Consider the following 26,422-nt stretch of genomic DNA (forward strand, 5'->3'; position numbering starts at 1 on the left):
TGTAACACTGTTACCCTTGGTAAATGGCGTTAAGACGCCATTACATTCCTTCATATAGTAAATAAAGAGACCGCTTTGGGTAAATTATTCTTATTGTTTGTATTAATACCGATCGTTGAAATATCGTTATTGATAAGTGTTGGTGAGCAAATTGGCGGATGGAACACCGTCGCAATCGTTATTGCAACGGCGTTGATTGGTTCCTACATAGTTCGTCAACAAGGCTTAACCACGCTTATTAACGCCCAGCAGAAAATGCAGCAAGGCGTGGCTCCAGGCCAAGAAGTAGCAGAAGGCCTATTGTTGGTGATTGCGGGTGTAATGTTAGTTACTCCCGGCTTTATAACAGACATTATCGGCTTTTTATTCTGCTTACCTATGACTCGTCCACTTATTGCGAAAGGCCTATTAGCAAAGCTTTCGATGCAAGTGGTGGGTCAGACTCAAGGTGGTTTTAGTGGTCAGCAGGGCTCCGCTAACCGTTCAGCTAATGGTGACATAATTGAAGGTGAGTTCGAGCGTAAAGACGAACATAAGGCTGATACAGAGCGTTTAGACAAACCTGACTAATGGTTGATTTGAGCTTTATCTCAATAGAAAAGTAGACATAAAAAAAGCGGCAAAAGCCGCTTATTTTATTTTAAAATACTGCTACGACTTATACGTCAACGGTACCGCAGAAGCGATAACCTTCACCGTGGATAGTCACAATTAACTCATCGGCATTAATTTCTGACTCGAAGTGCTTACGAATACGACGAATGGTTACGTCTACCGTACGGTCATTCGGGCGCAATTCGCGGCCAGTCATTTCCATGATCAGTTGTTCACGTGTTAGGATTTTACCTGGGTTGCTTAAGAACAAGTGCAACGCTCTAAATTCACTGCGCGGCAATCTAAACTCTTTTTTGCTTGGCGAGATCAAACTACGGCTGTCGCTATCTAGTATCCAGCCATTAAAGCTAACGCGGCTTGGCAAGTCATCATCTTCAGCGTTATTCAAAGTACGCGTTAAGAGGTTTCTTGCTCTAATCGTCAACTCACGAGGGTTGAACGGTTTAGTAATATAATCGTCGGCACCAATTTCCAGACCTAGGATACGGTCCACATCATTGTCACGACCCGTTAAAAAGATCAGACCGATATTTTTGCGGTCACGAACTTCACGGGCTAAGATCAGACCGTTTTTACCGGGTAAGTTGATGTCCATAATAACTAGGTTTATTGCATGATTTTCAAAAAAATCGTGCATTTCACTGCCGTTTTCAGCTTCGAAGACATTGTAGCCTTCTGCTTCAAACAAACTTTTGAGAGTTGTTCTAGTAACAACCTCATCTTCTACTATCAAAATATTGGGCGTCAGCATCGTATTCACACCATGTTTAAAAATATGGATAAAAGTCTATCAGAAAATATCTAAAAATCAGGGTTTTATCTAGATTAAATTTTAACTAATGCAAACAACCCACCTAACTCCCGACTTACGTTTGTAGATATCGCACCTACTTACCACGTATTGAAGATATTTTCTGTCACGCAGTTGATGTGGGGATTGAAATACAAAAAGCAATACAACCCCAAGTTTAGTTCAAATGGGATGTACTCTGTGTGGCTTTTTTAACTGGAAATAATATAGTAAATTCAACACCCTGCCCTTCTTCACTGGTAAGTGATATTGAGCCATTCAACGCTTGAGTAATTAGATTATAAACTAAATGCATCCCTAAACCACTGCCACCTTGTCCGCGTTTGGTTGTCACAAACGGGTCGAAAATACGTTTGCGCAAATACTCAGGGATGCCAGCACCATCATCTGTAAACACAATTTTAATCTTTCGTTTTGCCACTAAACTGATCGTAATATTTATCACACCTTGGTCTTTGCTCTCAAAACCATGAATAATGGAATTCATAATAAGATTAATAATAATTTGATTAATGGGTCCAGCTTTCGATTCGATATACAGATTTTCTGGGCATTGCACGTTAATTACATGCTTCAAGCTTTTCAATTTAGGCCGCATGGACAACAGAATTTCATCCATTAATTTCGAAAATGAGAAAACACGATCCAACTCAGATGATTGGTCTACTGCCACCTGTTTAAAACTAGATATCAACTCGGCTGCACGATTTAAGTTGCGATAAATGATATTAAGGTTTTCTTGTCCCTCAGTAATAAACTTAGACAACGAACTGGCTTTTAAGGTTTTGTTCTCAAAATCTTTCTCCATCGCAGCTAACCGGTCTAGCATCATGGTTGACGCTGTCACGCCAAGGCCGATTGGGGTATTAACCTCATGCGCAACCCCTGCCACCATATCGCCAAGTGAAGCCATTTTTTCATTTTGGACCATTTGCCGTTGAAATTGATGGAGCTTCTCTAAGGTCTGAATCAGCTCACTGTTTGCCTCTTTGAGTGCAAGGGTGCGTTGGGTAACTTTTTCTTCAAGACTGCTATTGAGACGTCGGTATTCATCTTCCGCTTCGTTTTGGCGCTGCAGGTGTTCTTGTGTGCGCTGCATCATGGCATTAAAGGCTTCACCTAAAATATCCAACTCTTTCACACCACTGGGCTTAGCTCGCCCGGAATAATCCTTATGACGAGAAATTCGTTGAACTAAATGGGATAAATTACGAATGGGCTCGGTTATCGCGCTCTGTAATTTTAGCGTCAGGAAAAAACACAACAGTAATGACAGGAGTAATACCCCGACAGCAATACCAATCGAACGTGAAATTAAACGCTCAAGGCCATCAGCTGAGGCACGTACATACGTATAACCTAACAATTTCCCGTTATCTTGTTGAATTTCTCGAATAATTTCTACTGTGCTACCGTCAATGGTCGGCGTAGATAAAGAGTCAACCCGATCGAATTTGGCATTCACTGGTGCAACACCATCTTTATTATAGCTGGCAAAAAATTCTAATTTACCGTCTTCAACAAAACGATAAATATGCACGTTTTCCAAAATATCTGAGGCACTGAGACTACTTAGGTTACGCTCTTCATTGAAATTCAACTCATCATTAATGGTCGATACGGCATTACGGCTGATCAGTTCGGAAAAAATATTGACGTTGCTAATCAGTTGCTGACGATAACTGCTTATTTGGCCATACAGGTTAATACATGTAGCCATAAGCAACGCCAATGAAGTAATCGCCATTACAACCCAAATAATCAGGCTTTTAATCGACAAAAAGTTACTTTTAGCATCCATGTTTAGAATAATTATTACCCTTAGATAAGCTTATAAATCATATTGAGCTAAACCATGTAAAAATGAAACTGTTAATCGTGCTTAAGGTGAGTTTCTTACGCTTTAACTTATAACATGCTTCCGTTATTTACGTATCAATAACAGTAAATCTTGTTCCGTTAGCCCCCATTGTTGAGCGAAACGCGTCAACGTAACTTGCAACTCAGGAGTATTCAGTTGCACTTGATGCGCCGCCCGTATGCCGTTCACGTCAGATAGACACAAACAGACCATATCACCAGCAGTCACGTTGAGTTCAGCTATATCGATTGGGGATTTTTTGTACATTAAATGTGTACAAGGCTCGTTGCGGGCTTTCGATTGCAGACATTGCTCAGGTAGCGCCTGAGCAGATACACAAAACAAAAAATTCGCGACAAGTAATATGACGGCTCTCATCAGTTCCCTCTACTAAAATCGGCAGCACCACGTATCTTAAAACTAACCACCCATTGCGGCATGGTAAAGTGCCAAATATTGCTCGGCCGCTTGGTGCCAAGTAAAACGGCTATGCATAGCGCGAGTTTGGGTCGCTTTGAATTTTTCGGGATACTCGTGATAAAACAATAGTGCCCGCTGAATACAGGCAAGCAGAGCTTGGCTGTCAGGCTGTTCAAACACGAAACCGGTGGCGCGCTCAGGTGCATCGGCTAAATCGACAACGGTATCTTTTAAGCCACCGACACCACGCACGATGGGTAAGGTCCCAAATGCCAAGCTGTACATTTGATTGAGGCCACATGGCTCGAACAATGATGGCATTAAGAAGAAATCACTTCCCGCCTCTAACATATGTGCTTTTTGCACACTGAAAGCCTCGATAAATGCAAACTTACTCGGATAGCGTTCCGCTACACCACGCAACGTGTGACTTATTTGCGGATCGCCGGTACCGATAATAACCAGTTGCACGTTGTGCTGCATAAGATGCTCAAGCATTGGCAAAATATAACCAAAGCCTTTTTGCTCGGTCAGCCGACAAACCATACCTATTAGCGGTATAGCTAAATTTTCAGGGACGTTGGCTTCTCTTTGTAAGTCAATTTTACAATTAGCTTTCCCACTCATATCTTCGGCGGTATAGGTCTGAATAATATGCGGGTCATTAATGGGATCCCACTGGCTGTAATCGCAGCCGTTGAGTATTCCATTCAGATCATTTCGGCGCTGTTGAAACTCATGGTACAGATGATGGGAGCCCAACGGTGATAACAGCTCTTGAGCGTAATTAGGACTAACAGCATTAATTTTATGAGCATAGCGAATACCCATGCGAACAAAGTTTAATGCATCACCATCTAACTGTGAATGCAGTAGGTAATGAGGTTGTAAAAACGGAATATCTGAGAATCGATGTGTACCTTGATATGCGCCATTATGGATAGTGAAAATGCTGCGGCTGCGTTCGAAGAAACCGCTGTCATCAATACTCATAAAATAAGGTGTTAACGCAGTGTGCCAGTCGTTGCAATGCACTATATCTGGCTGGAAATCGACTGCTTTGGCAACTTGAAGTGCGCCTTGAGCAAAAAAAGCAAAACGTTCCGCATTGTCTGAATATGCGTGGTAGCTATCTGAATATAATCCGTCTCGGCCAAAGTATTCAGGGTAGTCCAAGGCGAAAACAGGTACATTGCCAACTTGTAAGCGCTTTATGCTGAAGTTGTAGGGTTTATCGCTGGCAAATAACACCTGTGGTTCAGCCCAATTTTCTCCTGGGTGTTGTTCGGCAAGTGTTTTGTAATAAGGCATAACGATGCACACCTCATGACCCATTTCTTGCAAGGCGATGGGCAATGCTTTTGCTACGTCAGCTAGCCCGCCTGTCTTAACCAGATCTTCAACCTCTGATACAACGAATAATATTTTCATTAACACTATACCCCATTGGATTTTCGATTCATTGCCCTATTGGAAAATCATAGCGATACTGATTAACGCGGACTTTAAAACATATATATCTTTACAAGCAGACTAATATAACTTTATTCAACGACGACAACAATAAACACTAAATTTGGTTGTTTCTGCCAGTGCGCGCACAGACTTAAACTGTTTTTCAAGCTCTTCGGCGTAGCGTAAAAACTTATTGGCTACCAAGATTAGCGTTCCGTTATCTTGTAAATTACCTTTCAACTGCTGCATAAAATTCTCAGTAACTGAGTAATCTGTTTTAATACCCGTGTGAAATGGAGGGTTGGTGAAGACCTGAGCGAACTTACCCGATAAGGAACGTAAACCATTAGAAGGTATGATATAGGCATTCAAGTCGTTTAGCTTGGCGCTTTGCTGTGAGCAATAAATGGCCAGTGCACTTACGTCGCTCATGACCACTTGGCACTTAGGATTTTTAAGCCCAACAAAACAACCAATAATACCGGCACCACATGCGAAATCTAATACCCGTCCAGATACAACGCGATCAATACTGGTCAGTAATAACTCGGTGCCTAGGTCCAATTCACCATGGCTAAATACACCGGGCACAGAACACACCTTAAACGTGATATCGGCAACTTTATGCTCTGAAATACTCTGCCATTGTGTAATATCGAACGAAGTTACGGGTTTATCGATAACAGCGGCGAACATGGCGCAGTGACGGGCGGTATCAATTTTATTCACGTTATCTGAGTAAGGAGTGAGTAACTTCCCTGCGCTTTTAATACCGCCTTTGTTTTCGCCAACCACCAATAACGTGGCGCCTGGTTTCAAACACGCGGCAATGTTAGCCAATAACATTTGACCATGGGCCTTGGCTTTAGGTAAGTACAACACCGCACCATCGAATTGGGCTTCACTGTTGTAGGCAGCTACAAATTGATGCTGTGCTTCGCGCCCGTTGGCAAGAGCAACACTTTGCTCGTAAACATCGAAAAACTGATGAAAACCATGTACCTCAGAATTGTCTAATTCTGAGAACACGTGCCCGTCAGTTGGATTCACGATTAACCATTTACCTTGAGCGAGTAACTCGGCATTGCGTAATAAAACCTGGCTTGCTGGTGTTAACATTAGACGTTTCTCTCGAACATTAGATCCCAAACTCCGTGACCTAAGCGATGTCCACGTTGTTCAAATTTAGTCAGCGGGCGTTGCTCTGGACGTGGTACATAATCATTGGTAGAAGACAAATTCTTATAACCTGGCGCAACGGACATAATGTCGAGCATATGCTCAGCATAATTTTCCCAGTCGGTGGCCATGTGAAAAACGCCCCCTAGCGCTAATTTTTTACGCAATTTTTCTACAAATTCAGGCTGTACGATACGACGCTTATGATGGCGTTTTTTATGCCATGGGTCAGGGAAAAACAATTGCATACGGCTTAGACTGCCGTCAGGAATACAATTAGCTAATACCTCGACTGCGTCATGCTCGTAAACGCGTAAATTAGTCACGCCCTGCTCTTCGGCATCGGCCAAACACGCGCCAATCCCAGGACGGTGAACTTCGATCCCAATAAAGTCTTTGTCTGGCTCATTTTTAGCCATAGTGACTAAAGATTTTCCCATACCAAAGCCAATTTCTAAGACCACAGGAGCGGTGCGACCGAATACTTCTGGCATATTCAGCAAACCTGATTTGTGCTCTAAGCCCAAGGTTTCCCAATTGCTTTGAATGGCCTTCTCTTGGCCTTTGGTTAAACGACCTTCGCGCTTAACAAAGCTCTGGATCTTACGGATATAGACGCCGGATTCGGCGGCTTCTTCTTGGGTTTTAAATTGGCTCATGACTCTTCTCATATCTCGCTGTACTTAGCAGCCGCGCATTATGCCGCCCAGAACAGGTATTGCAAGGCTATAAAGGTAATTTAGCTGAAATTTTCAACAAAATAGTTGGCAAGGGCAACAGGCTGTTCAAGAGGCAACATATGAGCAGCATTATCAAAAATATGCAGTTGGCTATTACCGATCTGTTCTTTCAAGCTAGATATCTTATCTGGGGACGCTATTTGATCTCGCTCCCCCACCAGCAAATGTACCTTAAAGGGGGCTTTAGCAAGACGTACAGTTAGGTCCTCACGATCACTTAACGCACTCATCTGAGTTGCCAATACGCTAGGGCCTAAATCGCTCTCCATAGCTTTTATGGTTTGTAGCACTTGAACGTTATCAAGTGAGAATACAAACTTTTGCATGCGAGCGTCGCTCATCCCTTGATACTTTTTACTTTGAATGGTTTGAATAATTGATTTACGAGCTTGGCGTTCTTGTTCATCAAATTGACCCGGGTAACTGCCAATAAGCGTTAGCGATGCTACTTTTTCCGGTTGCCGCAAAGCCGTTAACGCTGCCACATACCCCCCCATTGAAAAGCCAACTAAGTGTGCTGGTTCGTCAAAATAATCCAATCGATCGCCACTCAGTGCAAGCATTTGCTCTAATGTTTCAGCCCATTGCAAAGGCACGAACGCACGCTTAGGTATGTTCATAGCTTGCCAACACGGCATAAAGACACGTTCGTCGCACAATGTACCGGGGTAAAAAATCACAGGCTGTTCTAGGGGAATAGGTGTGATGGGTGTGGGACTAGTCGTTGTCATTTCAAGTAAACCATTTATCGATAATTAAGGTATGATCAGGCTATTATTTTATAGCGCAGAAGCAGTATACCAACCCGTGCAATCTCAGTCTCAGCTAACATCAACTTTTGCAAACCGAATTCTAGCTTGGTTTGATAACCATGGTCGCAAAGACTTACCGTGGCAGCAAGAAAAAACCCCATATTCCGTTTGGGTATCCGAAATTATGTTGCAGCAAACTCAGGTTAAAACTGTAATTCCTTATTACCAGAAATTTATGCAGCGTTTTCCCGATATTTTGAGTCTGGCAAACGCTCCTCAAGATGAAGTGTTACATCATTGGACTGGTTTAGGGTATTACGCTCGAGCGAGAAATCTGCAAAAAGCAGCGCAAATGATCCGTGATAATTTCGATGGCTTATTTCCAATTGCTATTGAGGATGTGATCTCATTGCCCGGAATAGGTCGCTCAACTGCCGGCGCCGTTTTATCATTAGCTTGTAGACAACACCACAGTATTTTAGATGGTAATGTAAAACGCGTCTTAGCCCGCTATTTTGCAGTGGATGGTTGGACCGGCAAAAAAAATATTGAGCAAATTTTATGGCAATATGCCGATTCTCTCACGCCTAAATTACGTACCAGTGATTACACTCAAGCCATGATGGATATGGGTGCCACTATATGCACACGCAGCAAGCCCAAATGTGATAGTTGCCCTTTGCAACAAGACTGCTTAGCTTTTGCACAAGGTCGTCAAAGTGAATTACCGTCGAAAAAACCTAAAACGACGATACCAGTCAAAACCACCGTGATGTTGATCCCCATGTGGCAATCACAAATACTTATTTATCAGCGCCCGCCCAGTGGTTTATGGGGTGGTTTATGGGGATTTTTTGAGGCTGATTCAATTGACACAGTGAACACCCGCGCCCAAGAGCTAGCACTGGCTGATTATTCAATCATCACTCTCGCACCATTTCGCCATACATTCAGTCATTTCCATCTCGATATTCAACCGCTGATATTACAACTTGAGGCTCCTGTAACGACTAAGATAAACGAGGCGCAGCAAATGTGGTACGACTTGCTATCCCCGCCAAACGTCGGTCTAGCCGCGCCGACCAAAAAGTTACTTTCTGTGTGTAAAACTCAGCTTTAAGATCTGGCCGTCTAGTCAATTTTTGGCATGCGTAAAAACGGGCTGTTGGTTAACATATATAAAAAATTGTCGACTAATATAGCCGCACGTTCACGCAGATCAAAACTCGTTGGATAAAGCAGCCAATTACTAATAATCCCAGTAAAATAAGCATTTTCCGTTGCCGCAGCTAGTTTAATGTCAACGTCTGCGGATAACTGGCCACATTTAATGGCTTGACGATAAGTGCGCTCCATTCGCGACAAAAACTCTTGATAGGCAGCGCTTTGTCTTGCTTCGATCGGTCCCACATCGCCGTTGTATTCAAACTTATGTAACATAACTGAAAAAACCCGCTGCAGTTGTTTATCTGAGGCTAACCTGATGAGCAAATCAATTGAAAAAATACGTAGCTTACCTAAAGGGTCGGGTTCGTTTTCATCACCACAGGCGTCAACTAACGATTCAATCGGTAATTTAACCCTATCCACCATAGCGATAAATAAATCCACTTTGTTTTTAAAGTGCCAGTAAATTGCACCCCGCGTTAAATTGGCGTGAGTCGCAACATCCATCAACGTAGTTCGAGCGAAACCTTTGCTATAGAAAATTTGCTCAGCACTATCGAGCAATATATCTCGCGTCGCTTGTGCATCTTCTTTGCTTTTACCGGCCATTGAAATCCTCATACTTCGTAATCTTGAAACTGATGTAGTAGCAAATGCGTAACAAAATACGTTTACTTTGAAATAACAGTTGAACTGAAGGGTATTCTACTCGTAAAATAACAAACATGCACGAATGTATGTTCAAATTCGTCAAACTTACTATCATCTATCAGCTGCTTGGATCGTCAGGTTCATTTCAGGCTAAATTTACCGCTTAAAGGAGTTTTACATGTCGCGTTTTGGGCAACCGTTTAGTTTACTTATCGTCTTAACCATGGCGACGCTCATAACCGCCTGTGATAATAACCAAGCACAGGGTCCGGCTGAACGACCTCCTCAACAGGTCGATGTGGTAGAGGTCAGCGCCCAAGATGTCATGCTTACCCAAATCTTGCCCGCCAGAGCCATCGCATCGCGCGAAGCCTTGGTGCGCCCTCAAGTCTCTGGCGTCATTATAAAACGTCATTTTGCAGAAGGTTCAGTCGTTAATGCTGGTGACACCCTTTATCAAATTGATGATGCGATTTACCAAGCGAACTACCAATCTGCGCTTGCAGATTTAAAGCGTACACAAGCCAGCGTGAAAAACTCAGAGGCACAATTGAAGCGCTATAAGTCGCTGATTAAAACCAACGCCGTGAGTGAGCAATCGTTAGAACAAATCGAAGCAGACAATTCGGCCTTTGAAGCAGAAATAGGTATTCGAAAAGCCGCGGTTCATAAAGCCAAAGTCGATTTGGAATACACCAAAGTATTAGCCCCTATATCTGGCCGCATTGGCAAATCGAATGTAACGGAGGGGGCACTTGTTGCCGCTCAACAAGCGGATGCGATGGCAACTATTACTCAACTTGATCCTATCTATTTTGATATGCCCATTGCTAATACTCAATTACGTGATATTCAATCTCGTATTTCCAGTGGTGAGCTGGTAAAAGTTGAGCAATCCGCAGTCTTATTCTTAGAAAATAGTCAACAGTACGCACATCAAGGGCAATTGAAATTTAACGAAGTTCAAGCCAACATCAGTACTGATTCAGTCACGTTACGAACGGAATTCCCCAACCCTGAATTCGCCCTATTACCAGGCATGTTCGCTCGGGTAGAACTGACTCAAGCCAAACGTGAAAATGCGGTACTCGTACCGCAAAAGGCCGTGCAATTTAACCATGATGGTGGCGCTTTTGTGTTTGTAGTAGAGCCAAACAATAAGGTAGCCCAACGCCTTATTAAGCTAGACCGCGCAATGGGACCAGACTGGCTTATTCTTTCAGGATTAAAGGCTAAAGAACACGTTGTGGTATCTGGCTTGCAGAAAATAGCGCCACAAATGAGTGTTGTGCCCCAGCTAATTAACCAAAAGCAAGCGGGATAAATCATGGCAAAAATCTTTATTGAACGCCCTATATTAGCGTGGGTTATCGCCATTTTGATAATGCTGGCTGGGTTACTGTCGATATTTCAATTACCCATTGCGCAATACCCTAATGTGGCATTGCCTTCGGTTACTGTAAATGCATCTTATACCGGCGCTTCGGCTCAGGTTGTGCAAGACACAGTGGTGCAAGTGATCGAGCAGAGTTTAACGGGAATTGATAACGTCAAATATATCAATTCAAACAGTGACTCGAGCGGTAACGCCTCAATCACAGTAACCTTTAATGCAGGCACCGATCCAGATATTGCTCAGGTTCAAGTGCAGAATAAAATGCAGTCCGCCATGACCTTGTTACCCCAGCAAGTGCAACAAAGTGGGGTCAACGTCACGAAATCGTCATCAGGATTTCTGATGGTGGTAGGTTTCTATTCCGAAAGCGATCAATTAGATAGAAACGACGTTTCGGACTTTGTTGCAGCTAATATTCAGGATCAATTGAGTCGCGTCAATGGCGTCGGGCAAATTCAATTTTTTGGCTCACAATACGCCATGCGCGTATGGCTTAATCCGAACAAGCTTACGCAATATGGTTTTACGGTCAGTGACGTGGTTGCAGCCATTCGCACTCAAAATGCGCAAATTGCCGCTGGGGAACTTGGCGGTGCGCCGGCCGTACTTGGCCAGCAAATCAGCGCGAGCATCATAGTGCAAACAGGCTTGGAAACCCCGCAAGAATTCAGCGATATTTTGCTTAGAGTTGAGGAAGACGGTTCAACGGTAAGATTAGGTGATGTGGCGCGTGTGGAGCTAGGGGGAGATAACTATCAAGTCTCCGCTGAATATAACAATAAACCCGCAGCCGGTATGGCCATCAGCTTGGCTTCAGGTGCCAACGCGCTAGATACTGCAGATGCTATTCGTGCCCGTATGCAAGAGTTAGCAGTACAGTTCCCCGCTGGGTTAAAGGCCGTTTATCCATTTGACACCACACCTTTTGTCAAATTGTCGATTATGTCGGTGGTAGAAACATTAGCCGAAGCGATTGTCTTAGTATTTTTAGTGATGTGGTTATTTTTGCAGAATTTTCGCGCCACGCTTATTCCGACAATCGCAGTGCCCGTGGTATTACTCGGCACATTCGCCATTTTGTCGGCTTTCGGTTACTCGATCAATACGCTGACTATGTTCGCTATGGTACTTGCTATCGGCTTATTGGTAGACGATGCCATAGTGGTGGTAGAAAACGTCGAGCGAGTGATGCATGAAGAACATCTATCGCCAAAAGAGGCCACTAAAAAGTCCATGCAGCAAATCACCGGCGCATTAATTGGTATCGCCATGGTGTTATCAGCAGTATTTATCCCTATGGCGTTCTTCGGTGGATCAACCGGCGTAATTTACCGCCAGTTCTCAATCACAATTGTATCGGCAATGGTGTTATCCGTTGTCGTTGCGTTAGTATTAACCCCTGCCCTTTGCGCTACCATGCTTAAGCCTGTGGATAATCAACAGAAGCCTAAAACAGGCTTCTTCGCTTGGTTTAATCGCCAATTTGATGCCACAACCGCTCGCTATACTTCAGGTGTTGAACGCGTGATCAGGCGTTCTGGACGCTTTTTACTTATCTATTTAGTATTAGTTCTTGGCCTAATCTTTTTGTTCACTCGGTTGCCTACATCATTTTTACCCGATGAAGACCAAGGAATAATGTTTACTCAACTCCAACTGCCACAAGGTGCGTCGCAAGAACGGTCAGCCTTAGTAATGGATAAAGTCGAAAGCTACTTTTTAGAACAAGAAAGTGACAACGTCGAATCTGTATTCTCCGTGATCGGCTTTAGTTTTAGCGGTAATGGTCAAAATAATGGGATGGCATTTGTGAAACTGACCGACTGGGATCAACGTACGGCACCCGAACAACATGTACAGCAAGTAGCGGGTCGAGCAATGGGCGCATTTTCCCAATTAAAAGAAGCCATGGTATTTGCTTTTATTCCACCTTCTATCCCTGAATTAGGCAATGCCACCGGTTTTGACTTCCAGTTGCAAGACCTAACCGGACAAGGTCATGAAGCGTTAATGGCCGCGCGAAATCAGCTGTTGGGCATGGCGGCTCAAGATCCCAGATTAGTGGGTGTACGACCCAACGGCCAGGATGATACGGCGCAATTTAAAGTCGATATTGACCAACAAAAGGCCATGACGATGGGCTTAGCACTAGATGACGTCAATCAAACGTTCACCACAGCATGGGCATCAAATTACGTTAATGACTTTGTTGATAATGGCCGGGTTAAACGGGTATACGTTCAGGCTGATGCCCCCTATCGTATGATGCCCGAAGATATCAACAACTGGTACGTGCGTAATAGCAAAGGCGAAATGGTGCCTATGAATGCGTTTAGTAGCTTCAAATGGACATCTGGCTCACCTAAACTTGAACGATACAACGGTGTGTCTTCCGTGCAAATACTCGGTCAGGCGGCGCCAGGATTAAGCTCAGGTGATGCAATGCAAGCCATGGTGGAACTTGTTGGCAAATTACCCAGCGGCTTTGGTTATCAATGGTCTGGACTATCGTTACAAGAGCAGGAGTCCGGTGCACAAACACCGTTACTGTATAGTTTATCGATCTTGATTGTTTTCCTATGTTTGGCCGCTCTTTATGAAAGTTGGAGTATCCCTGTGGCGGTCATTTTGGTGGTTCCGCTTGGGGTGTTAGGAGCCGTTATATTCACCATGACCCGAGAGCTATCTAACGATGTGTATTTTCAGGTTGGTCTACTGACCACCATCGGTCTTGCAGCGAAAAACGCCATACTTATTGTTGAATTTGCCAAAACCTTAAGAGAACAAGGTAAAGGGTTGATTGAGGCTACGGTAGAAGCAGCTAGGTTGCGTTTGCGCCCCATCATTATGACTTCTATGGCTTTTATTCTTGGGGTCACGCCTTTGGTGATTGCCACAGGTGCGGGTTCTGGCAGCCAGAACGCCATCGGTACGGGCGTATTTGGCGGCATGCTATCGGCCACAGTGTTGGCCGTGTTCTTTGTCCCTTTATTTTTTGTTGTGGTATACAAACTAGCGGGAGATCGCTCCCATAAGGAAAACCCGTGATCGATCCCCTATTTTTACCTTTAATGTGCGTCACAATGGCACCTGTATTGTTTTATTTTATAGGTGCGATAATCGTCGGTCAGTTTTTCCGGGTAAAAGAAAGCAGCTCAGCGCCTTAACAGGTAGAGTACAATCTCTTCCTCAGAGCGATGAATTTGCTAGAATGTACAAAACAGGGTCGGTGAACACCGACCTTTCACAAACAATACGAGGATTAGCATGAGCAGAACGGTATTTTGCCAGCACTTAAAGAAAGAAGCAGACGGCTTAGACTTTCAACTTTATCCAGGTGAACTAGGTAAAAGAATATTCGATAATATTTCAAAAGAAGCTTGGGCAGGTTGGCAGAAGAAGCAAACCATGCTGATAAATGAAAAAAAATTGAATATGATGGAGCCAAGCGCACGTTCTTTTCTCGAAACACAGATGCAAGCTTATTTATTTGAAGGAAAAGAACCTGATATTGAAGGTTACGTTCCTCCTAAAGCTTAGGAAATTAGGCCCATATTTTCAGCAATTGCACATAACATAAGCAACGCAGTATATTTTTCACGCAAACAGACCGAAAAGCGTAAATAAATTGCATAAAGTAGTTGACTTGAATGCCGAGAATCCGTTTAATACGCACCCACAACGAAGCAGGCGTAAGCCAGTCGAGTTAACAGATTTGCCCGGATAGCTCAGTCGGTAGAGCAGAGGATTGAAAATCCTCGTGTCGGTGGTTCGATTCCGCCTCCGGGCACCATTATAAAAGAAAGCCTCAACGTAACCCGTTGAGGCTTTTTTGTTTCTAATGTCCCACCATGTAAATAGAGCTCAGAATTAAGTTGCTGCGAGCCACCTATTCAGCAGCTACACATTCATAAGTTCTACGCCCTTGACGATGTCCGTATTCTCGTCAAACATCACATAAGAGGAAAAGCTTAACCCCATTAAATTCGCTGCTTAAATCCACTCGTAGGCGCGATTATGTAATTAGGGATATAGAGATTTACCCCACTGAAGTTTAACTTAAGCAATCCTCATTCAACTTAACGGGTAGCGCAGGCCGTTTTAGTTAGCTATTTAGTCCTTAGCGCAACACTACCAATGGTATTTTGCTGTGCTCAAGCATTTTCATCGTATTGCTCCCGACAAAAAACTGTCGAAGCCTGGAATGTCCGAATGCCCCCATTACCGTGAGTTCAATTTGATTGGTCCTCTGGTATGCCATTAATGAGTCATAAATATTACCTTCGATATAAGACGCAATAACATCAAATCCTTTCGCTTCCAATTTTTGCTGTGCGGAGGTAAATTTTTCTTTTAAGTTTGCTTCATTGTTTTTCACAGAAACAAGATGACATTTAAGACCATGCAACAGTCCACCATCGATAATTCGTTGCAGAGCTTTATCTGCGGCCTCCCGGCCATCATAAGCAATCATAAATGAAACTGGCGCCTTGAATGCTTCAGGAATAAGTAATACTGGACTTGCCGCTTTACGTAGCAGAGTTTCAATATTCGATCCTAATGCACTAGCGTTATTATGATGGCCTGCACCGCGACGGCCGATAATAATTAGTCGGGTATCCTCTTGCATATCAGCAATTGAATCCACCAACTCTCCATGTCTTTGCAATGCAGAGGCATTTTGAATACCTGCTACTCGTGCCTGTTCTATTGCGTTATCAAGTAGATGCTTGCCTAATTGCAGGGCAACTTTACCGCGCTGCTCATCTAACTTTGTCATTTCCTCGAGCAATGCGGAGCGGGCACCCAGCCCAATAGCACCAGTGTAGTCATCAGCGCCATGCTGCGGCTCTTTCGTCAATGTATGTAAAAATAGAATAGGTTTATCGAGCTTTTTAGATGCCCAAACGGCAGCACTTGTCACTGCTGAAGTCATAGCGGAGCCGTCTAAACAGGTAATTATGTTTTTCATCATTGTCTCCTTAATGTCCGCCAAACAGTTTTTCCACTTCTTTGGGATCATTGTGTACGCCAAACTTATCGACGACAGTTTCTGTTGCTTGATTCATACCAACGATATTTACGGTGGCACCTTCACGGCGAAATTTAATAACCACCTTATCCAAGGAAGATACAGCGGTAATATCCCAAAAATGCGCGTGGGTAAGGTCTATCACTACCTTTTCAGCGGCTTCTTTGAAATCAAATGCGCTAACAAATTGTTCCGCAGAAGCAAAAAAGACCTGGCCGACGACGTCGTATGTTCGAATATTTTCCCCTTCACTATAATGTGATTTCACTACCATAAAACGACCGATTTTGTTGGAGAAGAACAAAGTAGCTAAAAGTACGCCTACTAAGACCCCAATGGCTAGGTTATGTGTGGCCACGACAACGATAACTGTGCTTAACATAACAATACTGGATGATAGTGGATGGGTACGTAGATCTTTTATGGATGACCAAGAGAACGTTCCAATAGAGACCATGATCATAACAGCGACGAGCGCAGCCATCGGGATTTTACGCACCCAGTCATCTAGGAAGACCACCATAATAATCAGCACTAAACCGGCCACAAAAGTTGATAATCTTCCCCTACCGCCAGATTTTACGTTGATAATTGATTGGCCTATCATCGCACAGCCCGCCATACCGCCAAAAAGTCCCGCTCCGATATTAGCAATACCTTGGCCCCTGCATTCTTTATTACCGTCACTGGTCGTGTCGGTAAGATCGTCAACAATAGTCGCGGTCATCATTGATTCAAGCAAACCAACCACAGCAAGTCCCAATGAATAAGGTAAAATGATGAACAGCGTTTCCATGTTCAATGGTACATCAGGCCACAAGAATATCGGTAAGGTGTCTGGTAATTCTCCCATATCGCCCACAGTACGAATGTCTAAGCCAAGCGCTATGGATGCAATAGTAAGCACAACAATACACACCAGTGGGGATGGGATCATTTTTCCTATGGTGGGAATGTATGGCAAAAGATAAATGATCCCAAGACCTGCAGCGGTCATCGCGTACACGTGCCACGTCACGTCCGTTAGCTCAGGTAATTGCGCCATAAAAATTAGAATAGCCAATGCATTAACAAATCCTGTCACCACAGAGCGTGAAACAAAGCGCATCAGGTTGCCTAGTTTCAGATAGCCAGCCAATATTTGCAGAGCCCCTGTAAGCAACGTTGCCGCAAGCAAATATTCTAGCCCGTGCTCCTTAACAAGCGTGACCATAAGTAAGGCCATTGCACCCGTTGCCGCAGAAATCATTCCCGGCCTTCCGCCCACAAACGCGATGATGACCGCAATGCAGAATGAGGCGTAAAGACCGACCTTGGGGTCAACTCCGGCAATAATTGAAAAAGCAATGGCTTCAGGTATCAGGGCTAATGCCACAACAATACCGGCAAGCACATCACCACGAATATTAGAGAACCAGTCTCTTTTCATATGTTCGAGCATGTCAATAACCTAATGTTAGCCGTTTCCTCGAAGTCGAGAAAAGTGGTTTTTTATATAGAAAAATCGGGGGTATTTGCTTCTCGTCCGCTAATTTATATATCCAACGGGCAGCGCCTATAATGAAAAAAATACTTAGGGTGGCGTGAGATTCAAGGTCGTATTCCTTGGTTATTTAGCGGTATATGATAAATGATATAGACTTTGTAGAGTGGTCACAAATAAGAATATTTTTATGCGCCCCCCTCTATTACGCGACATTTAATGACGGGAAAATTTGTGTCATACACAAATAATTTTATGATGGTCGATATTTTCTTTAGTGCAAGTATTACAGTAAATAACGCAGTAAGAAGAATACTTGACGGTAAATCTCTGTGTTAATACGCTGTTAGCTGTTAGCGACATCACGGCCTACTTGATGCTGGACTTCGGTGACTGCTTGTGAATATCTCCATTATGGAACCTAACTATCGACACAAAGCAATCAAATGCCAGTTCGAGTGTCATTTGAGACGGCACAGGCATATGTTTTATGACAGTGGCAACAACAACCATAGTGCTATTTACCAGTTATGCTCTGACTAACCAATAGTTCAGCTTTATCGAACTGAGCTTGCGTAAGTATTTCTAATTCAACTGGACCGTCTGAACCATAGGTTACACACTTCTCATAGTCAGGTATGTTGAAACAAATAGTCGTGCTGGCAGCATCAGACATACGCAAAACATTTGTTCCAATAGAACCGTCTTCTTTTAGGAAGACAGAGTATTTAATGTTAAGACGTGCTGGAAGGTTAAAATATCGAATCTTGTATAGCGCGTTTAATAGCTTGACCTTTTCTTCAGACGGATAGGCAAAAGGTATAGCCTTTCCACCGTGCTCTAATGTTGCATTTCCTGATCCTAAAATGCTGACGCGATTAATCGTCGAGCCTGCTCTGGCCGTTGCATGCCGAGTCAGACTAATACTGACTTCGCTTAATTGATAAGTTAGAGGAAGTCCACCAATCTCGTGGTTAGTTTCTGACGCCATGCTAGTTACACTCATTGAAAGTAACAGATTGGTTAAAAAGAGGATTAACATTTGTCTCACCCACTTCAAAGGAGAGAAGTAGGTTGAAAAAAAAGAGCCCTTTGCAGGACTCCCTTGAGAGATATGCGTATTAACACTAATTTTTACGACGACGAGCAAACATTAGACTGAGTAAGCCAACAATGCCGATACCAAATGTGCTTGGCTCTGGCACATCAGTCACTCTAGAGTAACCAAGATCCGTCAGTACGCCAACATCAACAGCACTGTAACCGCGTGTTTCTGGGCCAAAGTCTCTATCATATTTCATCATGTCGGTTGGGAACGGAGCTCCGTCAAGGTGACTACCGCTACTCCCAACAGCCCAAGTGGTTGGACTATATATTCCTACCAAATTACCACCATTTGCGGCCACAGCATTAGCTCCGCCAAAGAACAGTCCATTTCCTGTTCCACCAACACTCGCCGCGTCCCACACGCCTTGACTTAAGTAAAATTCGTCATCAATAATATTTGTACCGTTTGAATTCTGTAAAAAGATATCAAATGCGGCCCATTCGTCGTTGAAAAGCCCTGATCCATCTTCAAATATAGCTGAACTAAAGCCTAATGCATGAGTCAGTTCATGGAAGATTGCGGCATAAAAATCAAACTCATCTAATGAGGGATCGGCTGGTGTATCAGCATCCAGTTGCCAATTCCAACCCCAGTTCACATCAACGCTGCCATCAGTATCAGCACCGTTGGCATCAACACCCGTCTGTAGCTTGGTTTTAACGACCTCGTTAACGACACAACCGCCCGAACCTGAAGGTCCTGAACATGAGCTAACAAAATTCGATCCAGCAGAGGCTAACGTCCCACTATTACTATCGTCAGTGGAAGTAACAGAAAGATCGATTGTGCCCGAGTTGCTGAAATAACTACCGAACATATTGGAAAATAAGTTACCTGCTGTTTCTAGCGCTGATTGACGCGCTGCACCTTCGGTGTTATCTAAAAAACCGACGTTAGCAACGTTATCAGAGTAATCAAAATTGAACATTAGACTTGCATGGCTAGGCATCGCAGTAACAGTTAGTAGTATAGATGCTGCGATCAATGTTTTTCTGGTCATTTTATAGTGTCCCTCTACTTTTAAATTAATAAATCCGATTAATTCGCTCTGACCACTGAGTACTTTATACTCCAGATTAAATTATTTTTTCCTACAATAAGGAGGCTCCGCGGACTAGCAGGTATTACGCCAATCCGTTAACCAATTGAAATTAATGCGAAATATTCTTACCGCAATTTAATTCCTTGTTAATCTGTAAAATAAACTGACACTTAACGAGCTATTTTTGTTTAATCCTTTAAGCCTTGACTGAATCGAAACATTTCCTCTAACTGAAAAAGTAAAGCTAACGGAAAAGATCATCAAAGGTACTTTAAATTCGAAGTATCGTGTTTAAGGAATTCGTCATCATTATCCCTAATGCGTATTCTGTTGTTTGATCTTTTGACCTTATTTGGGCAGAGATAAACAGCGCACCTTAAATGCTCCAATGTAGATTAACAGAATCACAGCCTTAAAATAAATTAAAGGTAATAAAAGGGAGACGCGCTGGCACCTCTACTACTGCTTGAAAGTGAATGCCAACTCTCACTAATTATAAAACTGCAGAGAATATGTAATTTTGTACAAGCTAGAAAAATTAAGATGAACTATTCTAAACTGACTAGCATCCATGGAGGATTTGAATATGTTTCGGCTTTTACTCACTTTTATACTGTATTCGTGTGTACTAAATCATAACCCCCTTTTAGCCCAAGTAGGGCCCCCCATCGAACTGGCTAATCGATATAACGAAGACATAGTAATAACAGATTACTTGGTCAGTGAAAAACTAGACGGAGTGCGCGCCCGCTGGAATAACGAACAACTTATTACCCGCTCAGGCAACCCTATATCTGCACCTGATTGGTTTATTCGCGGCTTTCCCGCACAATTTTTAGACGGCGAGCTATGGATAGCCCGTAAAAAATTTGAGAAAACGGCGTCGGTGGTTCTGACGCAACAACCTGATGAGAGATGGCGTGACGTAAAGTTTATGATATTTGATTTGCCTGAGCATCCTGGGCCGTTTAGTGAACGGTTCAGTAAGTTAGAGACCCTAATACGCCAAGCGAATTTACCTCAACTTAAGATCATTCCTCAGCTAAGATTTGCCAATACGTCAGCCCTTATGGAAGCACTTGATACTGTCATTGCAAAAGGCGGTGAAGGGTTGATGCTGCATTATCAAGACGCTTTGTATGTATCAGGTCGTGGTAACAACGTATTAAAGCTTAAAAAGCATATGGATGCAGAAGCCATTGTGTTGGCATATTTGCCGGGCAAAGGTAAATACCTTGGCATGATGGGAGCGCTTATTGTACAAATGAGCAATGGTCAAAAATTTAAAATTGGCAGCGGCTTTTCAGATGATGAGCGGCTTAATCCCCCCGCCATAGGGTCTGTAATCACCTACAAATATTATGATTTTACCGTGAATGGTATCCCCAAGTTCGCCAGTTACATGCGGCAAATAACACCAAAGTAGGATAATTTGTGCAGTATAAATGGTTGTTCACACTAAATTAGTCGTTATAATCCAATTCATAATATTATCCGTAAAGAATGACAGGACTACCCCCTGACGTGGAGAAAATAGTGAAACGTAAAATTTTGTTGTGCATGTTTGTTGGTTTAGCCTCGATTTTCACGGCGCAAGCTGCGATTAACTCCGATGACGATATAAAATCACGTATCGCACCTGTAGGCAAAGTACATGTTGCCGGCGCTAAAGCAGAAACAGCTTCAGCAGGCGGCCCACGTTCAGGTGCGGACATCTACTCAACAGCCTGCGTCGCATGTCATAGCTCAGGCGTGTTAGGTGCGCCTAAGTTTCAGAATGCTGCTGACTGGGCCCCCCGCTTAGAGCAAGGCTTTGACACAGTATGGCAACATGCAATCAACGGCTTAAACGCAATGCCTCCTCGGGGTACATGTGGTGATTGTTCTGACGATGAAATTAAAGCAGCTATTGAACATATGATCGAAGGCATATAATTAATTGTTTTAAAGCAAAAAATTGTTCGTAAAAAGGCCACCTCAAGGTGGCCTTTTTGTAACAAATAGTTTATTTTCCACATTATAAAAACAATAAAAAAATAGAATTTCTGTGTACGCAATATCGTCTCATGCTGAAACTAGTAATATCTCTGACAACTTATCTATCGACGAGTTACGCGAACTGATCCCTCAGTTACAACAACTCACCGAAAAATATAAGCACTCAGAAGCTATTCAAAAATCACTTTTTGATATCTCTGAACTTGCTAGTTCAGTCAATGAATTATCCCGCTTATACCCTGCTATTCACGACATCATCGGGCGCTTTATGAATGCCCAAAATTTCTATGTGGCATTTTATGACCAAGTAAACGAAGTAATTGATTTCGTTTATTTTGTCGATCAATTCGACGAGGTTGCGTTACGTCAAATACCCGCGAGCCAATTAATGAAAGGCTTCACTGGTTATATTCTACGTAGCGGTAATCACCTTTTTTTAACTGAAGAAAATCGCGAACAACAACTCAAAGAAATTAACGTTCAGCAAATAGGTTCAGGCCCGGTAGATTGGATTGGGGTGCCATTAAAAAGAGGCAATCAAGTAATTGGCGCTATGGTGGTGCAGAGCTACGATAAATCGATACGCTATATCCAAGAAGATTTAGACATCCTCTTGTTCGTCTCGCAACATATCGTCAATACAGTCGATCGTGTTAAAAGCCGGGAAATGAACGAATTAACGATCCGCGAACGTACCAAGCAACTGCAAAATATCAACGAAGAACTACAAGAAGAAATAAACGAACGACAAAAAGTTGAGTCGCTACAAAACGCATTATTTGAGATATCAGAGTTATCAGCGTCTGTTGACGGCAACATGGCAGACTTTTACGCTTCTTTACACGAGGTTATCGCCAGATTAATTAGTGCACCGAACTGTTATATATCCACTATCAGCGCAGATAAAAAACGACTCGAATTTCCTTATTACTCCGATGAAATCAACTCTCAAATCGAATCACGCGAGGTGGGACTTGGCTTAACGGAATTTGTATTGCGCTCAGGAACAGCAGAGCTAATCAACCCTTCAAGAGTGAAAGAGTTAACCGAAAAAAATGAGCTTGATGCTGTTACAGCAAAAAATATGCTGGAACAGAATAATTCTTGGCTAGGCTCGCCTTTGGTCGTTGACGGCGAAATATCTGGCGTCATTGCCATACAAAGCTACAGCCAAGACGAGCACTATTCATTGCGCGACTTAGAGCTACTGCGTTTTGTTTCTCATCATATTGCGGTGGCATTGGAACGCAAGCGTTCTTCAGATGCGATACATGCTTATAATCAGCAGCTAACCGAGAAAGTTAAAGAACGCACAGATGAGCTCAATAAAACCAATCAAGACTTACAAAAGCAAATTGAAGAGCGCAAAGCCATTCAGCAAAAACTGGTGCATGACGCTCATCATGATGCGCTAACAAATTTACCCAATCGCACTATGTTCAACGCTCGTTTAAGCCAAGCGTTAGCCAATAAGAAACGCTACCCACATAATAATTTTGCTGTGGTATTTATCGATTTAGATCGTTTTAAACAAATTAATGATTCAATAGGTCACCACGCCGGCGACTCATTTTTGATTGAGGTAGCCAGGCGTATCGGCCTTTGTATCCGTAGTCATGATTTACTGGCCCGACTTGGAGGCGATGAGTTCGTTATATTATTAGACAATTTCGACTCCCCAGATGACGTGGAAGTAATTTCTGCTCGTATTATTAATTCTATCGCTGCACCATTTGTACTCGACGGGCGAGAGATTTTTTCTGGCGCCAGTATCGGTATCGCTTATATTGAAAGCGGTTATCAATCAGCCAGTGAAATAGTACGTGATGCAGATGCTGCAATGTACCAGGCTAAATTCCAAGGTCGCGGCCAGTTCGTGGTCTTCGATTTAACTATGCGCAAAAAACTACTTGAAGAACTGGAAGTTGAAAGTGAGTTTCGTCATGCATTAAAAATAGGCGCTTTTGAGGCATATTCCCATCCTGTTTTCGATATGCGAGACGCGAGTCATTTGTATGATGAATGTCGTATTCGTTGGATGCATCCTAGATTAGGCGCCATGGATCGCGATAGTTTCTGGCAAATTGCCGAGCACAGTGGCCTCCTTGTTGAAATGGACAACTACATGCTGAATTCAGCTTTTGCGATGCTGAGCGAAAAACTTACGCCTTATGCTGAACAAGAGAACTATCGGGTAGCGGTTAATCTCTCGATTCATTACCTAACGCAATCGGAAGCAGCCGTGCAACTGATACAAGATATTAAGGCTAAGCAGATTGATCCCAAACGCTTAGTCTTTGAATTTGATGAAAACGATTTGAATCGCCGCGCCGAATTTAGCCTACCAGCGATTAAGCATTTAAAGCGCTCTGGCATAAAGCTTGTGCTCGATAACTTTGGTAGTGGTCTTGCTTCGTTAAGTTATTTATATTCTTATCCGTTTGATTTTGTCAAAGTAGATCATCGGTTTGTCAAAACCATTACTCGCTCAGAACGGAATTTGAAGCTCATTCAATCAGTGTTAGCGATGTCTCAGCACCTTAACTTTAAGCTTATCGTTTCCGGTATTAGTGACGAAGAACAAGCAGATTTATTGCGTTCTATCGGCTGTGAACTCGGCCAAGGCTCTTACTTAGAGGACCCAACAGCCGTCTCAATCGAGCGCTAAAAGGTCATTTTTTATTCATCATATCCCGCAGATGAGCAATGCCGGTGTGGCCTTTTTGCTGGCGGGCTTCTGAGCTAACTTTAACCTTTTTTACTTCCCAAATAACATCATCAGCAGGGAGTTCATGTAAAAACCTGCTCGGCTCGGGCTGAATAACTTCGCCATATTGTCGACGCTCCTTGGCTAAGGTGAAAAAGAGCTCTTTCTGCGCTCGGGTGATCCCCACGTAAGCCAATCTTCGCTCCTCTTCTATATTGTCTTCGTCGATACTACTTTGATGGGGTAACAAGCCTTCTTCCATCCCCACCATAAATACATACGGAAACTCCAAACCTTTTGAAGAATGCAACGTCATTAATTGCACTTGATCTGTTTCTTCGGTGTCTTCACCGCGCTCCATCATATCGCGCAAAATTAAGCGGTTAACCACCTCTTGCAAGCTCATTGGTGGGTCTAACTCTCCGCCTTCCAGCATGTCACTCACCCAGCCAAACAAGGTGCTGATATTAGCCATACCCATTTCAGCCGCTTTAGGACTGGTGCTTGTTTCGTAAAGCCATTCTTCATAGCCAATGTCTTTAATCATTTGACGAATGGCCGCGATGCTGTCGCTACGTTTAATTTCGTCAGCTAGCTCTACAACCCATCGAGAAAAGCGCTCTACCGCTTCTAGCGACTTGCCCGTTAATACATTAGATAGCATGGGAGAACATGCCGCTTCAAACATACCAGTACGGTTTTCGTTGGCAAAATTACCCAGCTTTTCTAGGGTGACACGGCCAATACCACGAGTGGGTGTATTGATGACCCGCAGCAAGGCATTATCATCATCTTGATTCACCAATAATCGTAAATAGGCCATGATGTCTTTGACTTCTGCTCGACCAAAAAACGAAGTACCACCGTTGATTTTGTAAGGTATACGGTTTGCCATTAGGACTTTTTCAAACAGACGCGATTGAAAGTTGCCTCGATATAATATGGCATAATCTTTAAAACTAGTGCCTTGCATAAACTTATGGGCTATTAACTCTGCGACCACACGCTCTGCTTCATGCTCTTCGTTTTTAGCCGTAATAATACGCAACTCATTGCCGTAGCCGAGTTCAGAAAAAAGCCGTTTTTCGAATACGTGTGGGTTGTTTTGGATCAGAATATTAGCACAGTGCAAAATGCGTCCTGACGAACGATAATTCTGTTCTAATTTAATCACCCGCAAATCGGGGAAATCTTTACTCAACAGAACTAGGTTTTGTGGCCTTGCACCGCGCCAAGAATATATAGATTGGTCGTCATCCCCTACCACGGTAAAGCGGGCTCGTTGGCCTACCAATAAACGCACCAACTCATATTGACTGGTGTTGGTATCTTGGTACTCATCTACCAATAAATAACGAATACGATTTTGCCATTTCTGACGCACAGTTTCATTGTGCTTAATCAACAAGGTGGGCAGCAGAATTAAATCATCAAAATCGAGGGCGTTATATGCTCGCAAATGATTCTGATAGCGCTGATAGAATTCAGCAAATTCAGTTTCCCCTGCCGTCGTGGTGCGCTTAAGCAATTGCTCTGGTAGCAAAAGATCATTCTTCCAGTTTGATATACAGCTTTGCAGCAGTTTCAATTGATCTTTATCACCGCCCAATTCAATATCCGTCAAATCCTTAAGCAGCGCCAAACTATCTTTGTCGTCGAACAGTGAAAACCCGGCCTTTAGTCCTAGTGTTTTCACCTCAGCTTTAATAATTCTCAGCCCTAAGGTATGAAACGTAGAAACCTTTAACCCCCTGGCTTCCTTTTTACCCAATGTTTGCGCGACCCGTTCTTTCATTTCTCGAGAAGCTTTATTGGTAAATGTTACCGCAGCAATATAACGCGCCGGAATGTCACATTCGCGCACAAGGTAAGCTATTTTGTTGGTGATTACGCGGGTTTTACCACTACCGGCCCCCGCCAATACCAAGCAAGGGCCAGATATATAATTTACCGCTTCATTTTGGCCTGGGTTGAGTTTCATGAATTTCACTTTTTTATTGGGCAG

21 protein-coding genes and 1 tRNA gene are annotated in these 26,422 nt (G+C 43.2%); 9 read left to right on the forward strand and 13 right to left on the reverse strand.

Annotated elements, in window-relative coordinates; translation table 11 throughout:
• Window positions 1-75: 75 nt before the first annotated feature.
• Window positions 76-570 carry an FxsA family protein gene (locus GQS54_RS13305; protein ID WP_166424471.1) on the forward strand — a complete coding sequence of 165 codons (495 nt, stop codon included), beginning with the start codon at window positions 76-78 and terminating at the stop codon, window positions 568-570.
• An 88-nt stretch (window positions 571-658) separates the two neighbouring features.
• Here GQS54_RS13305 and arcA read toward each other — a convergent pair whose 3' ends face one another.
• The 7 genes from arcA to GQS54_RS13340 all read right to left on the reverse strand — a co-directional run bounded on the left by arcA (window position 659) and on the right by GQS54_RS13340 (window position 7,812).
• Complete coding sequence (arcA, locus tag GQS54_RS13310; RefSeq protein ID WP_158768259.1) at window positions 659-1,366, reverse strand: two-component system response regulator ArcA; 708 nt, start codon at window positions 1,364-1,366, stop codon at window positions 659-661.
• A gap of 217 nt (window positions 1,367-1,583) precedes the next feature.
• Window positions 1,584-3,227 (reverse strand): ATP-binding protein, encoded by a 1,644-nt coding sequence (locus tag GQS54_RS13315; protein WP_166424472.1) that lies wholly within the window; start codon window positions 3,225-3,227, stop codon window positions 1,584-1,586.
• Window positions 3,228-3,350: 123 nt separating this feature from the next.
• Window positions 3,351-3,665 (reverse strand): hypothetical protein, encoded by a 315-nt coding sequence (locus GQS54_RS13320; RefSeq protein ID WP_166424473.1) that lies wholly within the window; start codon window positions 3,663-3,665, stop codon window positions 3,351-3,353.
• 42 nt (window positions 3,666-3,707) lie between these two features.
• The gene (gene glgA / locus GQS54_RS13325) at window positions 3,708-5,138 is read right to left on the reverse strand and encodes a glycogen synthase GlgA (protein ID WP_166424474.1); all 1,431 of its coding nucleotides are present in this window, start codon (window positions 5,136-5,138) and stop codon (window positions 3,708-3,710) included.
• A 117-nt stretch (window positions 5,139-5,255) separates the two neighbouring features.
• Complete coding sequence (locus GQS54_RS13330; RefSeq protein ID WP_166424475.1) at window positions 5,256-6,281, reverse strand: methyltransferase; 1,026 nt, start codon at window positions 6,279-6,281, stop codon at window positions 5,256-5,258.
• Window positions 6,281-7,000, reverse strand: coding sequence for a tRNA (guanosine(46)-N7)-methyltransferase TrmB (gene trmB, locus GQS54_RS13335; RefSeq protein WP_166424476.1), 720 nt, complete (start codon window positions 6,998-7,000; stop codon window positions 6,281-6,283). Before trmB ends, GQS54_RS13330 begins: the two co-directional genes overlap by 1 nt.
• Before the next feature lie 80 nt (window positions 7,001-7,080).
• Window positions 7,081-7,812 carry an alpha/beta hydrolase gene (locus tag GQS54_RS13340; protein ID WP_166424477.1) on the reverse strand — a complete coding sequence of 244 codons (732 nt, stop codon included), beginning with the start codon at window positions 7,810-7,812 and terminating at the stop codon, window positions 7,081-7,083.
• Between the two features lie 76 nt (window positions 7,813-7,888).
• Between GQS54_RS13340 and mutY the strand changes: the two genes are divergently transcribed.
• A complete protein-coding gene (gene mutY / locus GQS54_RS13345; protein ID WP_166424516.1) occupies window positions 7,889-8,953 on the forward strand; it encodes an A/G-specific adenine glycosylase in 1,065 nt (354 codons plus the stop codon).
• A gap of 11 nt (window positions 8,954-8,964) precedes the next feature.
• On the opposite strand, the gene GQS54_RS13350 is transcribed toward mutY, so the two are convergent.
• Entirely contained in the window at window positions 8,965-9,609 is a 645-nt protein-coding gene (locus tag GQS54_RS13350) for a TetR family transcriptional regulator (protein WP_166424517.1), read from the reverse strand.
• Window positions 9,610-9,829: 220 nt separating this feature from the next.
• Between GQS54_RS13350 and GQS54_RS13355 the strand changes: the two genes are divergently transcribed.
• The 4 genes from GQS54_RS13355 to GQS54_RS13370 all read left to right on the forward strand — a co-directional run bounded on the left by GQS54_RS13355 (window position 9,830) and on the right by GQS54_RS13370 (window position 14,840).
• Window positions 9,830-10,975, forward strand: a complete 1,146-nt coding sequence (locus GQS54_RS13355; RefSeq protein WP_166424478.1) for an efflux RND transporter periplasmic adaptor subunit — start codon at window positions 9,830-9,832, stop codon at window positions 10,973-10,975.
• 3 nt (window positions 10,976-10,978) lie between these two features.
• Window positions 10,979-14,095, forward strand: a complete 3,117-nt coding sequence (locus tag GQS54_RS13360; protein ID WP_166424479.1) for an efflux RND transporter permease subunit — start codon at window positions 10,979-10,981, stop codon at window positions 14,093-14,095.
• A gap of 219 nt (window positions 14,096-14,314) precedes the next feature.
• Entirely contained in the window at window positions 14,315-14,587 is a 273-nt protein-coding gene (locus GQS54_RS13365) for an oxidative damage protection protein (protein ID WP_158768251.1), read from the forward strand.
• Window positions 14,588-14,764: 177 nt separating this feature from the next.
• A tRNA-Phe gene (locus tag GQS54_RS13370) sits at window positions 14,765-14,840 on the forward strand.
• Between the two features lie 327 nt (window positions 14,841-15,167).
• Here GQS54_RS13370 and GQS54_RS13375 read toward each other — a convergent pair.
• The 4 genes from GQS54_RS13375 to GQS54_RS13390 all read right to left on the reverse strand — a co-directional run bounded on the left by GQS54_RS13375 (window position 15,168) and on the right by GQS54_RS13390 (window position 19,670).
• Window positions 15,168-16,019, reverse strand: coding sequence for a universal stress protein (locus tag GQS54_RS13375; RefSeq protein WP_166424480.1), 852 nt, complete (start codon window positions 16,017-16,019; stop codon window positions 15,168-15,170).
• A 10-nt stretch (window positions 16,020-16,029) separates the two neighbouring features.
• Entirely contained in the window at window positions 16,030-17,520 is a 1,491-nt protein-coding gene (locus GQS54_RS13380) for a SulP family inorganic anion transporter (protein WP_166424481.1), read from the reverse strand.
• Window positions 17,521-18,079: 559 nt separating this feature from the next.
• The gene (locus tag GQS54_RS13385; RefSeq protein WP_166424482.1) at window positions 18,080-18,604 is read right to left on the reverse strand and encodes a hypothetical protein; all 525 of its coding nucleotides are present in this window, start codon (window positions 18,602-18,604) and stop codon (window positions 18,080-18,082) included.
• A gap of 85 nt (window positions 18,605-18,689) precedes the next feature.
• Window positions 18,690-19,670: a PEP-CTERM sorting domain-containing protein gene (locus GQS54_RS13390; protein ID WP_166424483.1), complete on the reverse strand. Its 981-nt coding sequence runs from the start codon at window positions 19,668-19,670 to the stop codon at window positions 18,690-18,692.
• A 628-nt stretch (window positions 19,671-20,298) separates the two neighbouring features.
• On the opposite strand from GQS54_RS13390, the gene GQS54_RS13395 reads away from it, so the two are divergent.
• The 3 genes from GQS54_RS13395 (at window position 20,299) to GQS54_RS13405 (ending at window position 24,378) form a co-directional block, all read left to right on the forward strand.
• Window positions 20,299-21,138 carry a DNA ligase gene (locus tag GQS54_RS13395; RefSeq protein ID WP_166424484.1) on the forward strand — a complete coding sequence of 280 codons (840 nt, stop codon included), beginning with the start codon at window positions 20,299-20,301 and terminating at the stop codon, window positions 21,136-21,138.
• Window positions 21,139-21,272: 134 nt separating this feature from the next.
• Complete coding sequence (locus tag GQS54_RS13400) at window positions 21,273-21,647, forward strand: cytochrome c5 family protein (protein WP_166424518.1); 375 nt, start codon at window positions 21,273-21,275, stop codon at window positions 21,645-21,647.
• 112 nt (window positions 21,648-21,759) lie between these two features.
• On the forward strand, window positions 21,760-24,378 hold the full coding sequence (locus GQS54_RS13405; RefSeq protein WP_166424485.1) for an EAL domain-containing protein: 2,619 nt from the start codon (window positions 21,760-21,762) through the stop codon (window positions 24,376-24,378).
• A 4-nt stretch (window positions 24,379-24,382) separates the two neighbouring features.
• Here the strand turns inward: GQS54_RS13405 and rep are convergent, their stop codons facing one another.
• Window positions 24,383-26,398, reverse strand: coding sequence for a DNA helicase Rep (rep, locus tag GQS54_RS13410; protein ID WP_166424486.1), 2,016 nt, complete (start codon window positions 26,396-26,398; stop codon window positions 24,383-24,385).
• Between the last annotated feature and the right edge of the window lie 24 nt (window positions 26,399-26,422).

The sequence above is a fragment of the Paraglaciecola sp. 20A4 genome, assembly GCF_011378905.1.
GTDB lineage: Bacteria > Pseudomonadota > Gammaproteobacteria > Enterobacterales > Alteromonadaceae > Paraglaciecola.